This is a genomic window from Streptomyces sp. NBC_01296, assembly GCF_035984415.1.
Lineage (GTDB): Bacteria > Actinomycetota > Actinomycetes > Streptomycetales > Streptomycetaceae > Streptomyces.
Map to the genome: position 1 here is coordinate 2,500,088 of NZ_CP130720.1, position 12,949 is coordinate 2,513,036.

Genomic DNA, 12,949 nt, shown 5'->3' on the forward strand with positions numbered 1-12,949 from the left:
GCTCAGGGGGAGTCCTGCTGCCCCTTTCCGCTCGGGGCGGGCGTGGGTGTGGGCGTCGGGGTCGGGGTGGGCTTCGGGCTCGGCGCCGGCGGGCTCGGACGCAGCGCCGGGCTCCCGGACTCCGACCCCGCGGAGCCCGAGGGGTCCGGGGCGTCCGGGGAGGACGGCCCGGGGTCGGTGCTCGTGCTCGGGCCCCGGCCGCCGTGCGGGGCCGAAGGGCTCGGGGAGGTCCCGGACTCCGGGGTTCCGCCGCCCTTCCCGCCGGCGCCGGGTTCCTTCCCGGGGCCGGCGGGCCGTTCGTCGTTCACCTTGCGCGTGCCGCCGGACCAGATGGTTCCGCCGCCCTGGCTGATCGCCGTGCCGGAGAACGCCTCGTACGCGCCGAGGCCGCCGAGCGCGATCGCGAAGGCCGTGCCCGAGGCCACCGCCGTGCGCTTCCAGCCCCGTACGCGGGTGCCGTGCACGGTGGCCTCGCCGAACTCCTCGGAGGGCGGGACCGCGCGCAGCAGCAGGGTGCCGTCGGCCGCCTTCTCCTCGCGGGGCAGCGGGATCTGACGGGCCCTGGGGCGGGCGCTCTCGCGCAGCTGGTCGCCGGTGCGCTTGAAGAGGTGCTGGATGACGGGGCCGCCGGCGGTGGCGACCACGCTCACCACGCCGGCGCCGAGGATGGTCCCGTAGACGCCGAGCTTCGAGGCGAGCAGGGCTGCCGCGACGGTGGCGAGGGAGGAGCCCGCGATCTGGGCCACGCTCAGATCGAGCTTCTTCTCTCCCGTCCCGTCCGTCCCGTCCGTCCCGGATCCCGGTTCTGCTCCCGGCGCGGCCTTCTGACCCATCCTCATCCCCTGTATGTGCTGCCTCTCGCGACCTCTCGCGCTTCACCGCTCTCAGCAGTTACTGACCACCGGGCGAAACAGATGGTTCCGTTTATGGGGATTCTGTGAAGCAAGACACCCGGAAACAGCCACGGTCGCAGGTCCGGCCCGATTCGGGGCAGCCCAACTCCCGCCGCCCGCGACAAGTTCGGCGGCGCGGCGGTCCACCCAGGTGGCCCGAATGGAGTACTGTGGCGAGCCCTGGGGCTGTCCTTCCTTACGGATGTCCGGACCCGGGAGAGGGGGCCGACTGATGGAGAAACGGCACTCGAGACCGGTGATCCCGCGGCATTGCACGGATTCCTGCTGCACACAGTAACCTTTCGGTCACTGTGTGTGCCCAACAGGTAACCGTGCCATAACGGCGATCAAGGGCGCATGCCCGACACGCCGGTTGAACTCGGCAAGGTTGTGGCAGGCTGCACCCGGGCAGGCCACACTCGACTAGCGGAAGCAGCGACGCACGTGACGTCGGCAGGCACCACCCGGGAGGTCCCCATGCCCGAACTGCGTGTCGTGGCCGTCTCAAATGACGGCACACGACTGGTGCTCAAGGCTGCGGACAGCACGGAGTACACGCTTCCGATCGACGAGCGGCTGCGGGCTGCCGTGCGCAACGACCGCGCGCGCCTGAACCAGATCGAGATCGAGGTGGAGAGCCACCTCCGCCCCCGCGACATCCAGGCCCGCATACGGGCCGGTGCCTCCGCTGAGGAGGTCGCTCAACTCGCCGGCATCCCCGTCGACCGCGTACGCCGCTTCGAGGGCCCGGTGCTGGCCGAGCGCGCGTTCATGGCGGAGCGGGCCCGCAAGACGCCCGTACGCCGTCCCGGCGAGAACACCGGACCCCAGCTCGGCGAGGCCGTGCAGGAGCGGCTCACGCTGCGCGGCGCCGAGAAGGAGTCCGTCCAGTGGGACTCATGGCGCCGCGACGACGGCACCTGGGAGGTCCTGCTGGTCTACCGGGTCGCGAGCGAACCGCACTCGGCCAGCTGGACGTACGACCCGCCGCGCCGACTGGTCGTGGCCGTGGACGACGAGGCCCGCTCCCTGATCGGCGAGGCCGACGACCTGCCGGCGACGCCGGAGCCGAGCTTCCCGTTCGTGCCGAGGATCGCGCGGCTGCCGCGGGACCGGCCGCTGGACCGCGCGCTCGACCGGCAGCTGGAGCGCCCGGTCGCCCCGGCTCCGGAGCCGGAGGAGGAGCGGGACACGCTGACGAGCCTGCTGGAAGCGGTCCCGAGCTTCCGCGGCGACCTGGTGGTCCCGGAACGCACCGAGCCCCCGGCGGAGGAGCCGGAGGCGGAGGAGCCCCCGGCGGCTTCGGCGAGCGCCGGTGCAGGTGCCGCGTACGCGGACGTCCTGATGCCGCGCACGGTGGCGGGCCACCGCGACCGCCTGACGGGCACCACGGACCGCCAGGCGGAAGCCGACGGCGTCCGCCCGGGCCGCCGCGCCGCGGTCCCGAGCTGGGACGAGATCGTCTTCGGCACCCGCCGCAAGAAACAGGAGTAGCAGCCCCGGCTCGGCCGCGCCGCCACGGCGCGAGCGGGCCCGGGCCGGACTGCCTGCGGGGCCGGATTCGCCCGCTGGGCTACTGCGGGTCCGGGCCCGTGGCTACCGGGCGGGTCGGGTCTGCGGACCATTCCGACCAGCTGCCCGCGTACAGGGCGGCCGCAATCCCCGCCACCTCGAGCGCCAGCACCTCGTGCGCCCCCGAGACGCCCGAGCCGCAGTACACCCCGACCGGCGCCTCGCCCGAGACACCCAGCCCGGCGAACCTCGCCCGCAGCGCATCCGCCGCCAGGAACCGCCCGTCGGCCCCCACGTTTTCCGTCGTCGGCGCCGACACCGCCCCCGGAATGTGCCCGCCGACCGGGTCGATCGGCTCGACCTCGCCCCGGTACCGCTCCCCCGCCCGCGCGTCCAGCAGGATCCCGCTGCGCGCGAGCGCCGCCGCGGCATCCGCGTCCAGCAGCCCCACCGCCCCCGGGTTTGGCTTGAAATCGCCCTCCTCGACGGTCACCGCGTCCGCCGTCACCGGCCCGCCCGCCGCCGTCCACGCAGCCAGTCCCCCGTCCAGTACCCGCACGTCCGTGTGACCCGTCCAGCGCAACAGCCACCACGCCCGGGCGGCGGCCCACCCCTGACCCCCGTCGTACACGACCACCGGCACGTCCGCCGAGACCCCGGCCCTGCGCATCACCGCCCCGAACTCATCCGGCTGCGGCAGCGGGTGCCGACCGCCCGCCCCCGCCGGACCTGCCAGTTCGCGGTCGAGGTCCACGTACACCGCACCCGGCAGGTGTCCGGCCTCGTACGCGGACCGCAGGTTCGGGCCGCCCAGCTGCCAGCGGACGTCCAGCAGCACCGGCGGCCGGGACCCGGCCGGCCCGGCCATCAGTTCGGGGACGGAAACGATCACGGAGGGTGCAGAGTTCGCAGTCATGCGGCCCATCTTCCTCCCCGCTCCACAGCCCGTGTAACAAGCCCGACATCGACAGGCCGCACCGATTCGGTCATCTCTCCCCGCTCCGGCGAAACCCGGCCGGTCGGGGCGCGCCGGACACCCCGGAGTGGAAGCATCTGGTCCGGGATGAGCGACGACGGAGGAGACGGCTGACATGACCGAGGCACCGGAAGCAACGCGGCGCCCGCCCGGCACACCGTGCTGGTCGAGTCTGATGGTGCACGGCCTCGGGACCACCGAGGCCTTCTACACCGACCTGTTCGGCTGGGAGTACGAGCCCGGCCCCCAGCCCTTCGGCCCGTACGTCCGCGCCCTGCTCGACGGCCAGGAGGTGGCCGGCATCGGGGAGATGCCGCCGGACCGGCATCTCCCGGTGGCCTGGACGACGTACTTCGCCACCGACGACGCGGACTCGACGGCCGAGACGATCCGCTCCTGCGGCGGCACGGTGGCGGTGGGCCCGCTGGACGCGGGCGCCGCGGGACGCCTGGCGATCTGCTCCGATCCGCTGGGGGCGATCTTCGGCCTCTGGCAGGCCGAGGAGCAGATCGGGACCCGGCAGCCCGGGGTCCCCGGCACGCCGGTCTGGAGCGAGCTGGTCACGCAGGACACGTCGACCGTCGGCAAGTTCTACGAGCACGTGTTCGGCCACGAGGCCGAGACGCACGGCACGGCCTCCACCGATTTCGACTACGTGACGCTGCTGCTGGACGGGCGCCCGGTCGCCGCCGTGCACGGGGTCGGGCGCTCCCTCCCGCACGACCGGGGCCCGCACTGGATGACGTACTTCGAGGTCGAGGACGCCGACACGGCTGCGGCCCAGGTCCAAAGGCTCGGCGGGCGCGTCGTCCAGCCGCCCCGCGAGGGGCTGACCGGCAGGGTGGCCACGGTCACGGATCCGGAGGGCGCGGTGTTCACCCTCCTGGAGTCGCGTCCCGGAAACGGCCACTGACCGGCGGCCTTCGGCGGCCGTCGGCGTGATGGCTACGAGGGCTGGCCCTCGGACAGGTGCATCAGCGCCTGGGCTGCCAGGCGATAGCCGAAAGCGCCCAGGCCGACCACGACGCCGCTCGCCAGGGGGGCGATCACCGACTCGTGCCGGAACTGTTCGCGGGCCCATACGTTGCTGAGGTGCACCTCGACCCACGGCGGTGAGTAGCTCGCCAGAGCGTCACGCAGACTCCATCCGGCGATCATCAGGGCACCCGGATTGACGATCGCCCCGACCGTGCTGTCGGAATGCCGGTGAACGGCGCCGACGAGGTCGCCTTCCGAATCGTGCTGGACGGAGACGACCTCCCACCCCTTGACGCTCACTTCCCGGGCGACCGCCTCTTCTATGTCGGCGAGCGTATCCGTGCCGTATATCTCCGGCTCGCGTCGCCCCAGAATGCCCAGGTTGGGACCGTTCAAGAGAAGAACGACACTCAAGGGGACACCTCGCTATTCATTCCACCGGACGGTTCCGGAACACCTCCATGATGTCGGCGCCCTTCTCGGTGCGCCATCATCAGAATTGATAGTCCCCTGTCGGCCCGCCGCGCCGGCCCTCGTCGAGGACCGCGGCAAGAGGACCACTGGGAACCGGCTCGATGCCGCGCGCGCCCGGTACGACGGCGATCCGGCGGGCCGCGGACGCGAGATCCCGTGGTGGGCCCAGCCTCCCCGTCCGGCGGGGCTGCGCGGCCGTGCGAACCGAACTTCACCGTTCCGGCCGCTGTCTTGATCTGCACTCGAGCCCGGCTGGAGCACTCCGGCCCTGGGGAGCCCGGTGCTGAATCATGACTGCCACGTCCATCGCCACCACCCGGACGAAGCGGCGCGACTGATGATCCGATGACAGGAGATGTGATGCTCGACTCTCTGATTCGCCTGCAGACGCCCCCGGTATTTTCCGTCATGCGCACCTGCGACGGCAACTCCTGCGAGACGGTCAGATTGTCCGAACTCTCGTTTTCCGCCTGGTCTCGCGGCGAACTCGTCGAGGCCATTCGATTGGCGGCCGCAGCCGCCCGGTTCAACCCCGAATGCGCGGACAATTGCGTGGGGCCGGCCATGGTCTGGCATTCCGTACTGCTCGTCCGGGTCCGCGAGCTCGCCTCCGGGGCGCGTGTGCTCGCCCGCGTGGAGGAGCTGACGGCCCGCGCTGCGGAAACCGGCGGACTGCTGGCGGCTGCGCTGATCTGTTCGGCGGAACTCGCGTTCACCCGGGGAGATGTCGACTCGGCCGCCGATCTGGCGGGCAGGGGCGTCCGCAGGGCTCAGCAGGCCGACCTCAACTCCCTGCTTCCGGACGCGCACACCATGCTGGCGCTGAGCGCTCTCCGGCAGGGCAACATGAGCGTGAGCCTGGACTTCGTCGATCAGCTGCGGCAGGACGCCCTTCTCGGCCGGACGGTCGACCGGCCCAGTCAGTGCGCCTGGGCCGCGGCCCAGTTCCTGGAAGTGCAGGGTGGCGCGAAGAGTGCCGCCCATCTCATCGCGGGCATCATCACGGACGACCAGCTCATCCTGGAGCTCCTGGCCTCGCAGCCGGCCGCCGCCGCCTGGCTCGTCCGGACCGCGAGGAAGCTGGGCGACGAATCCCTCGCCGAGCGGGTGGCCTCCGAGGCTTCCGGACTCGCCGCGCGCAACTGCGGGCTCCGGTCGATCGAAGCGGCCGCGGTGCACGCCGACGGGCTGCTGGAGGCGGATCCCGAACGCGTCATCGCTGCGGCCGAATCGCATCTGGACCTGTGGGCCGGTGCGTCCGCCTACGAAGATGCCGGGACCCTCCTCTCCGATCTGGACCAGGAGCGGGATCGGGCCGTCGAGATCCTCGAGCGGGCGGTGGAGGGGTACGCGCGTTCCGCGGCCCCGCGCGATGCCCGCAGGGTCGTGAGCAAGCTCCGCTCGCTCGGTGTGCGACGCGGCCGCTATCCGCAGTACGCCGGCCAGGACGGTGTGAGCGCGGGCTCCCTCACCGTCACCGAGGCTGCGGTGGCCGAGTTGGTGAGCCAGGGGTTCACCAACTCCCAGGTCGGCGAGCACCTGTTCATCTCCGGTCACACCGTGGCGTTCCATCTGAAGAAGATCTTCCGCAAGATGAACGTGGCTTCCCGTGTGGAGCTGACGCGGACGTGGAGCCGTATTTCGAGTGCGGCTCCCGAGCTCGCGCAGGTTGGCTGAACGTCCGGCGGTGATCACCGCTCACCCGGTCAGCCGGCCTCCACGGGCAGTATTCGGCGCAGCCTTCCCGGTGGATCCTGGCGCGTGCGCCACTCGCGGGGATATCCCACGGACACCTCTTCGAAGCGGACGCCCTCGTGGTACGTGGTCCGCGGGATGTGGAGATGGCCGTAGACCATGGCGGCCACGTTGAACCTGCGGTGCCAGTCGGCGGTCAGCCGGGTGCCGCACCACATGGCGAACTCCGGGTACCACAGGACGTCCGTCGGGTGCCGGTCGAGCGGGTAGTGGTTGACGAGGACGGTGGGCAGGCCGTCGGGGAGTTCGGCGAGCCTGCGCTCGGTCTCGGCGACCCGGGCCCGGCACCAGGCCTCGCGGCTCGGGTAGGGGTCGGGGTGCAGGACGTACTCGTCGTTGCAGATGACTCCGGTGCTGTGCGCGTAGGCCAGTCCCTCCTCCTTGGTGGCGCAACCGGCCGGCAGGAAGGAGTAGTCGTAGAGCAGGAACAGCGGCGCCACGGCCACGGGGCCGTCCGGCCCCTCCCAGATCGGGTAGGGGTCCTCGGGCGTGGTGACGCCCAGTTCGCGGCAGAGCTCGACCAGGTGCTCGTACCGGGCGACGCCGCGCAGGGTGAGGGTGTCGCTCGGGTGGGTCCACAGCTCGTGGTTGCCGGGGACCCAGACGACCTTGCGGAAACGGCTCGCGAGGGTTTTCAGGCACCAGCGGATGTCGGCCACGTTCTCCGCCACGTCCCCGGCGACCAGCAGCCAGTCGTCCTCCGAGCCGGGTCTCATCCGCTCGACCAGGGCACGGTTCTCGGCGTAGTTGAGGTGGAGGTCGCTGATGGCCAGCAACTGTCCCTTGCCCCTGCCGCCGGCCTTCCCGGTCATCCCTCTTCCCCTTCGGTGCACGCGACGGGTGCCAGGAGAGACCTCTCCGCCTGCTTCGCGCACGCAGCTGTCCGCGAGGGGGCGCAGGCCCCGTGCAGCGGCGAACTGGAAGTCATGCTTCTCTCCTCCTGGCACTCGTCGAGCGCCAGTCAGGCCCTCCGTTCGAGGGCGACGACAAATCCTCAGACGGTGGCGGGCGGTTGCGGCGCGAGGTCGCGCGGCTTGTCTGCGCCCATACCCAATTCCGTCTCGGCGTTCTCCTCGACCCTGGCCATGGCGGCGCGCAGGATGGGCGGCGCCATGAGCGAGGTCACGATCGCCACGAGGATGATGATGGTGTAGGTCTCGGGGCCGAGGATGCCGAGCCGCAGCCCGACCATCGCCACGATCACCTCGATCACCCCGCGGGAGTTCATGCCGGCACCGAGCGCGAGGGCCTCCCACCGGCCCAGCCCGCTCATCTTCGCGCGGCCACCCCGAGGAACAGGGCGAACACCGTCGGGTCGGTGTCGTCCGGCAGGAGCGAGGCGGGCAGCAGGAGGCCCGTGCCGACACCCAGGACCAGGGGCAGGATCAGCCCGGCGAGACCGACCCGCATCGCGGTGGCCCCGCGCCGTTTGACGAGGTCGAACTTCAGCTCCATGCCCGTGACACCGACGAGCAGCAGGACACCCAGCTGACCCACCGCGTCGAGGAGGTGCATCTGGGAGGGCTGCTTCGGCAGCAGCCAGTGGTGGGCGATGGTCGGGACGGGCACGGAGCTCATCTCACATCACCCCGCGGCCCGGGACCTGCCGGGCGTCAAGGCGCTCTGGCGGACCAGCCTCTCCGTCAGCAGCTCGATCACGTCTCTGCTCTGATCGGCGAGGAAGAAGTGGCCTCCCGGGAATACCCGGAGCTCCATCGGCCCGGTGGTGTGCGCGTCCCAGGACGCCGCTTCGTCGATCGAGACCCGGGGGTCGTTGTCTCCGGTGAGCACGGTCACCGGGCAGTCCAGCATCCGGCCGGGTTCGTACCGGTACGTCTCGACCGCGCGGTAGTCGCTGCGGATGGCCGGCATGATCATTTCCAGCAGTTCCGGGTCGGCCAGCATCGCCGAGTCGGTTCCGCTCAACTTGCGCAGCTCGGCCACCATCTCTGCGTCCGACCCCAGGTGGACCACGTCGTCGCGGTAACGGGAGGGAGCCCGCCGACCGGACGCGAAGAACCGCACGGGCGAGGGCAGGCCCGCGTCCTGCATGCGCAGCGCAAGCTCGTAGGCGAGAACGGCGCCCATGCTGTGCCCGAACAACGCCATGGGCAGATCGTCGAGATGGCGCACGGCCGCGAAGATCTGATCCGCCAGGTCGGGGATGCTGGGGATGTTCGGCTCGTGGCGTCGGTCCTGCCGCCCCGGGTACTGGATCGCCAGCACCTCCACCGCGGGCGCGAGCTCCTTGGACACGGGGAAGTAGAAGCTCGCCGATCCGCCTGCGTGCGGCAGGCATACGAGGCGGACTTCACTGTTCGGCGCCGCATGAGATCGGCGGACCCATTTATCGAATTGCTCCGCTGGCTGAGGCACGGCAATAAATTCCTTTCAGGAATCACCCTTGGGCACGCTGTCGCCGCACCGCGGGTCGACCAGCGATCGACGGTGGGAACCGTGCCGATCCCGAGACTTTTGTCTTCGCTCTGAAGGGTAGGACAGGCTCGACCGGCCGGACATCCCTCGATCTGATAGCGCATCCGAAAAATATTGCGCTCCCCCTCGAAGACATCCGGGCATGTGTCAGTCTGTGGTTTCCCGAACGCGCAGGAGGCCATCGCCATGAGGATCATCGCGGACGTCGACAAGTGCATCGGTGCAGGTCAATGCCTGTTCACCGAGCCCGAGTTGTTCGACCAGAACGAGCACGACGGCACCGTCGTCGTGCTGAATGCAGAGCCCGGGAGTGAACTCCTGGAACAGAAGGCCCGCGAGGCGTCCTACGTCTGCCCGGGCCGGGCCATCTCGCTGGTGGAATGAGCCGAGCGGGCCCGGTCGGCACAGAAATCGCCGCCTGAACATCCCTCAACCTGATAGGGTTTTCCGCTCCTTGACACGTATCGAACAGCCGGAATACCATTCTGACAATTTTCCGGCGTGGCGGAATTCAGCCCTTCAAACAGCGCGGACCTGTGAAGTCTTCCTTGACGCCGTTTTTCGAAGTGCGCGCTGATCTGCCCACAGCATGCGAGTAGGGGCACGATGCCAACCATGCGAACGCACGATACGTACTCGAATCCGACGGACACCGACGTCGTCATCGTGGGCAACGGGCCGATCGGCGCCACGCTCTCGGTGCTCCTCGCCCAGCGCGGCTGGCGGGTGACCGTACTCGAGCGCCGCGCCCGGCCGTACCGGCTTCCCCGGGCGACCAGCTTCGACGGGGAGACCGCTCGCCTCCTGGCGGCCACCGGGATCGGCCCGGATCTGGGCCGGGTCACCGAGCCGGCCAACGGCTACCAGTGGCAGACCCCTTCCGGCGCGGCGCTGCTGGACATCGCGTTCGCCACGGCCGGTCCCTACGGCTGGCCCGATGCCAACACGATGCACCAGCCGGCCCTGGAGGAGCTGATCGCCGCCCGGGTGGCGGCGCTTGCCGGCATCACGGTGCTGCGCGGGCACGAGGTCGTGAAGATCGCCGACGGCGGGGAGCGGGTGGAGGTGACGGCGGCCACCGACGACGACGCGACACGCGTCCTCTCCGCACGGTGGGTCGTGGGCTGCGACGGAGCCAACAGCTTCGTGCGCGACCACCTCGACGTCTCCGTGACGGACCTCGGGTTCTCCTACGAGTGGCTGCTCTGCGACGTCGAACTGCACCGGCCGCGCGAGTTCACCCCCACCAACGTGCAGATCTGCGATCCGGCCAGGCCCACGACCGTGGTGGCCAGCGGCCCCGGGCGCCGGCGCTGGGAGTTCATGCGCCTGCCCGGCGAGAGCACCGCCGAGCTCAACCGGGACGAGACGGCCTGGCGGCTGCTGGCGCCGTTCGGCGTCACCCCCGACACGGCCACCCTGCTGCGCAGCACCACGTACATCTTCCAGGCCCGTTGGGCCGACCAGTGGCGCGTGGGCCGTGTCCTGCTGGCCGGAGACGCGGCCCATCTCATGCCGCCCTTCGCCGGGCAGGGCATGTGCTCCGGCATCCGGGACGTCGTCAACCTGGCATGGAAGCTGGACCTGACGCTCCGCGGGATCGCGGAAGAGTCCGTACTGGACAGCTACACGGAGGAACGCCGGGCGCAGGCCAAGGAGGCCATTCTGGCGTCGGTCCAGCTGGGCCGGGTGATCTGTGTGACGGACCCGGCGGCGGCCGCCGAGCGGGATGCGACGGTGCTGGCCAACCGGCGGGGCAAGCCGGCGGGGCGGCCGGAGCCGGCGAAAGCGCTCCCGGGCGGGCTGCTGCACCGGCGGTCCGGAGCGGAGGCGGCGACGGCGCCCGCGGGCGCCGTCGTACCGCAGGGACGAGTGGCGCGCCAGGGTCCCGCCGGGCTGTTCGACGATGTCGTCGGCCGTGGTTTCGTCCTGCTGACCACCGACGATCCGCACACCCTGCTCGACGCGGAGCGGCTGTCCTTCCTCGTCGGCCTGGGGGCCCACGTGGTGCGGCTGCTGCCGCCCGGACATGCGTCCGGCGAGCACGGCTCGGCCGATGTGATCGACGTGGTGGACACGGACGAGGTCTACGGGCCGTATCTGGCACGGTTCGGGGCGACTTCGCTGCTCGTCCGTCCGGACTACCACGTCTTCGGTGCCGCGAGCGGCCCGGCCGGCGCCGCCTCGCTGGTCGACGACCTGCGGGACCGGCTGGGCGCCGCGGTGCCGGCCGGTGCACCGCACCGAACCGGCTGACGGTCGTACGCGGTCAGGGCGCGGTCAGGCGGGCGAGCGCCACCGCGCCGCGCAACGAGGACAGGCCCCCCAGCGCTGCCGGCTCCACCGGCAGCGCGGGGCTGCCCGGGCGGGCCAGCTCGCCGAGGTGATCGGACACCAGCCCGACGAGGTCGGGGAGACCGGCCGTGAAGCCGCCGCCGATCAGGGCGAGTCGGGGATGGACCAGTTCCTGGACGCCGGCCACCGCGGCGGCCAGGGCCCGGGAGGTCTCCTCGACCGCGGTGACCGCCCACGGCGCCCCTTCGCGCAGTGCCCGCCGCAGTTCCTCGAACGGGGCGGGCGCTCCCCGCAGAAGGGCCGCGCGGCCCAGGGTGGCCGGTCCGGAGGCGATCGCCTGGAGGCATCCCCGGCGGCCGCAGACGCACTGCGCACCGCCCATCGCGACGATCACGTGTCCGATCTCGAAGGAGCCCCGGCCGAGCCCGGGGCACAGTGCCCCTTGCAGGACGAGGCCGCCGCCGATGCCGGTGCCCACCCCGAGGTAGAGCAGGTCGTCGCAGCCCGCCGCCCGGGCCTCCGCGAGCGCACCGAGGTCGCCGTCGTCCGCCCAGGCGACGGCCGCTTCGGGGAACAGCGCGCGCAGCGACGCGTCCAGGTCGAGCCCGTTCCACTCCGGCCGGCTGGGCCAGGCGGTGACCCGGCCGGCCGGGTCGACCGTGCCGGGCATCGCGACGCCCACCGCGCGGAGCGGTACTCCGAGTCTCGCCCGCAGTTGCTCCACGTGGTGGGCGAGTTGGGCGAGGTCCCGGTCGGCGCTGTGCCGCGGGCCCCACCGGAAGGCGGACTCGTCGACGCACTCCGCGCCGGCCTCCACCCGGAAGGCGACCTTGGTGCCCCCGATGTCGACACCGAGGTGATGTGCCTTCTCCATGCCCTTGGACGACCCTCAGCCGCGGGGCACGGACGGGCACAGCTCCAGCAGTTCGGCCGGGCGGTGCAGGACGGCGCCCGGCAGAGCGCCCAGCAGTGCGTCCTCGTCGTCCACCTCGGCCCACAGCGCGGCCGCGGAGGCCACACCGGCGCCGTGGGCGCTGGCGATGTCGGTCGGTGCGTCACCGATCATGATCGCCTCCTCGGCCGGCAGCCCCATCAGCTCGAGAGCGCGCACCACGATGTCCGGGGCGGGCTTCGGGTGGGCGACCTCGTCCGAGCCGATCACGTGGTCGAAGAAGGGCAGCAGGCCGAGCTGTTCGAGCAGGGACCGCGCGCGCGGCCCGCTCTTGCCGGTGGCCACCGCGAGCTTGTACCCACGCGTCCGCAAGGTCAGCAGCAGCTCGGTGATGCCCTCGAAGACCGGCACCTGGTGCGCGAGCCGGTAGCTCTCGCGGACGAAGGGCTCCTCCATCTCCAGCGGGAGGCCCATGATCCGCATGATGTCCGGGAAGTAGCGCCCCTGGTGGCGCCGGTACTCCTCGAACGGCGCCTGGCCCTCGCCGACGACCTCCTTGTACGCGATGGCGAAAGCCTCTTCCATCACGGCGAAGCTGTCGACGACGACCCCGTCCAGGTCGAAGATCACGGCGCGCCTGACGGACGGGCGCGTCTGCGTCGCCGTCGCTGATGTCCCTGCCATTGAAATTGTCACGTCATGCCATCCCGTACGTCTGCTCGTTCTCTTGGAACCGTG

General features: G+C 71.3%; 14 protein-coding genes. 5 read left to right on the forward strand and 9 right to left on the reverse strand.

From position 1 onward, the window contains the following. Positions 1 to 2: 2 nt before the first annotated feature. On the reverse strand, positions 3 to 833 hold the full coding sequence (locus tag OG299_RS11345) for a hypothetical protein (RefSeq protein ID WP_327361422.1): 831 nt from the start codon (positions 831 to 833) through the stop codon (positions 3 to 5). A gap of 537 nt (positions 834 to 1,370) precedes the next feature. Here OG299_RS11345 and sepH point away from each other — a divergent pair. Beyond that, a complete protein-coding gene (sepH, locus tag OG299_RS11350; protein WP_266633958.1) occupies positions 1,371 to 2,387 on the forward strand; it encodes a septation protein SepH in 1,017 nt (338 codons plus the stop codon). A 79-nt stretch (positions 2,388 to 2,466) separates the two neighbouring features. Here sepH and OG299_RS11355 read toward each other — a convergent pair whose 3' ends face one another. Continuing rightward, a complete protein-coding gene (locus tag OG299_RS11355; RefSeq protein WP_266633956.1) occupies positions 2,467 to 3,321 on the reverse strand; it encodes a sulfurtransferase in 855 nt (284 codons plus the stop codon). Between the two features lie 175 nt (positions 3,322 to 3,496). Here OG299_RS11355 and OG299_RS11360 point away from each other — a divergent pair, with 175 nt between their 5' ends. Then, complete coding sequence (locus OG299_RS11360; RefSeq protein WP_266633954.1) at positions 3,497 to 4,294, forward strand: VOC family protein; 798 nt, start codon at positions 3,497 to 3,499, stop codon at positions 4,292 to 4,294. Between the two features lie 32 nt (positions 4,295 to 4,326). On the opposite strand, the gene OG299_RS11365 is transcribed toward OG299_RS11360, so the two are convergent. Next, a complete protein-coding gene (locus OG299_RS11365) occupies positions 4,327 to 4,773 on the reverse strand; it encodes a type II 3-dehydroquinate dehydratase (RefSeq protein ID WP_327361423.1) in 447 nt (148 codons plus the stop codon). 420 nt (positions 4,774 to 5,193) lie between these two features. On the opposite strand from OG299_RS11365, the gene OG299_RS11370 reads away from it, so the two are divergent. Further along, positions 5,194 to 6,510 (forward strand): LuxR C-terminal-related transcriptional regulator, encoded by a 1,317-nt coding sequence (locus OG299_RS11370; protein ID WP_327361424.1) that lies wholly within the window; start codon positions 5,194 to 5,196, stop codon positions 6,508 to 6,510. Positions 6,511 to 6,539: 29 nt separating this feature from the next. Here OG299_RS11370 and OG299_RS11375 read toward each other — a convergent pair whose 3' ends face one another. The 4 genes from OG299_RS11375 to OG299_RS11390 form a co-directional block, all read right to left on the reverse strand. Then, on the reverse strand, positions 6,540 to 7,400 hold the full coding sequence (locus OG299_RS11375) for a metallophosphoesterase family protein (RefSeq protein ID WP_327361425.1): 861 nt from the start codon (positions 7,398 to 7,400) through the stop codon (positions 6,540 to 6,542). A gap of 182 nt (positions 7,401 to 7,582) precedes the next feature. Further along, positions 7,583 to 7,861 carry a cation:proton antiporter domain-containing protein gene (locus OG299_RS11380; protein ID WP_327361426.1) on the reverse strand — a complete coding sequence of 93 codons (279 nt, stop codon included), beginning with the start codon at positions 7,859 to 7,861 and terminating at the stop codon, positions 7,583 to 7,585. Then, positions 7,858 to 8,166 (reverse strand): hypothetical protein, encoded by a 309-nt coding sequence (locus OG299_RS11385; RefSeq protein WP_327361427.1) that lies wholly within the window; start codon positions 8,164 to 8,166, stop codon positions 7,858 to 7,860. Before OG299_RS11385 ends, OG299_RS11380 begins: the two co-directional genes overlap by 4 nt. A gap of 6 nt (positions 8,167 to 8,172) precedes the next feature. Next, positions 8,173 to 8,964: a thioesterase II family protein gene (locus OG299_RS11390; protein ID WP_327361428.1), complete on the reverse strand. Its 792-nt coding sequence runs from the start codon at positions 8,962 to 8,964 to the stop codon at positions 8,173 to 8,175. A 246-nt stretch (positions 8,965 to 9,210) separates the two neighbouring features. Here OG299_RS11390 and OG299_RS11395 point away from each other — a divergent pair, with 246 nt between their 5' ends. Next, a complete protein-coding gene (locus OG299_RS11395) occupies positions 9,211 to 9,408 on the forward strand; it encodes a ferredoxin (protein ID WP_266633940.1) in 198 nt (65 codons plus the stop codon). A 231-nt stretch (positions 9,409 to 9,639) separates the two neighbouring features. Continuing rightward, positions 9,640 to 11,280: a bifunctional 3-(3-hydroxy-phenyl)propionate/3-hydroxycinnamic acid hydroxylase MhpA gene (gene mhpA / locus OG299_RS11400; protein ID WP_327361429.1), complete on the forward strand. Its 1,641-nt coding sequence runs from the start codon at positions 9,640 to 9,642 to the stop codon at positions 11,278 to 11,280. Positions 11,281 to 11,293: 13 nt separating this feature from the next. Here the strand turns inward: mhpA and OG299_RS11405 are convergent, their stop codons facing one another. Both OG299_RS11405 and OG299_RS11410 read right to left on the reverse strand, forming a co-directional pair. Continuing rightward, the gene (locus OG299_RS11405; RefSeq protein ID WP_327361430.1) at positions 11,294 to 12,193 is read right to left on the reverse strand and encodes an ROK family protein; all 900 of its coding nucleotides are present in this window, start codon (positions 12,191 to 12,193) and stop codon (positions 11,294 to 11,296) included. A 15-nt stretch (positions 12,194 to 12,208) separates the two neighbouring features. Continuing rightward, entirely contained in the window at positions 12,209 to 12,895 is a 687-nt protein-coding gene (locus OG299_RS11410; RefSeq protein ID WP_327361431.1) for an HAD-IA family hydrolase, read from the reverse strand. Between the last annotated feature and the right edge of the window lie 54 nt (positions 12,896 to 12,949).

What these genes read in the sequence shown, in the direction of transcription:
- OG299_RS11355 (WP_266633956.1), bottom strand. Translation starts at nt 3,321, where the DNA reads ATGACTGCGAACTCTGCACCCTCCGTGATCGTTTCCGTCCCCGAACTG.
- mhpA (WP_327361429.1), top strand. Translation starts at nt 9,640, where the DNA reads ATGCGAACGCACGATACGTACTCGAATCCGACGGACACCGACGTCGTC.
- OG299_RS11360 (WP_266633954.1), top strand. Translation starts at nt 3,497, where the DNA reads ATGACCGAGGCACCGGAAGCAACGCGGCGCCCGCCCGGCACACCGTGC.
- OG299_RS11345 (WP_327361422.1), bottom strand. Translation starts at nt 833, where the DNA reads ATGGGTCAGAAGGCCGCGCCGGGAGCAGAACCGGGATCCGGGACGGAC.
- OG299_RS11370 (WP_327361424.1), top strand. Translation starts at nt 5,194, where the DNA reads ATGCTCGACTCTCTGATTCGCCTGCAGACGCCCCCGGTATTTTCCGTC.
- OG299_RS11395 (WP_266633940.1), top strand. Translation starts at nt 9,211, where the DNA reads ATGAGGATCATCGCGGACGTCGACAAGTGCATCGGTGCAGGTCAATGC.
- OG299_RS11385 (WP_327361427.1), bottom strand. Translation starts at nt 8,166, where the DNA reads ATGAGCTCCGTGCCCGTCCCGACCATCGCCCACCACTGGCTGCTGCCG.
- sepH (WP_266633958.1), top strand. Translation starts at nt 1,371, where the DNA reads ATGCCCGAACTGCGTGTCGTGGCCGTCTCAAATGACGGCACACGACTG.
- OG299_RS11410 (WP_327361431.1), bottom strand. Translation starts at nt 12,895, where the DNA reads ATGGCAGGGACATCAGCGACGGCGACGCAGACGCGCCCGTCCGTCAGG.
- OG299_RS11375 (WP_327361425.1), bottom strand. Translation starts at nt 7,400, where the DNA reads ATGACCGGGAAGGCCGGCGGCAGGGGCAAGGGACAGTTGCTGGCCATC.
- OG299_RS11405 (WP_327361430.1), bottom strand. Translation starts at nt 12,193, where the DNA reads ATGGAGAAGGCACATCACCTCGGTGTCGACATCGGGGGCACCAAGGTC.
- OG299_RS11380 (WP_327361426.1), bottom strand. Translation starts at nt 7,861, where the DNA reads ATGAGCGGGCTGGGCCGGTGGGAGGCCCTCGCGCTCGGTGCCGGCATG.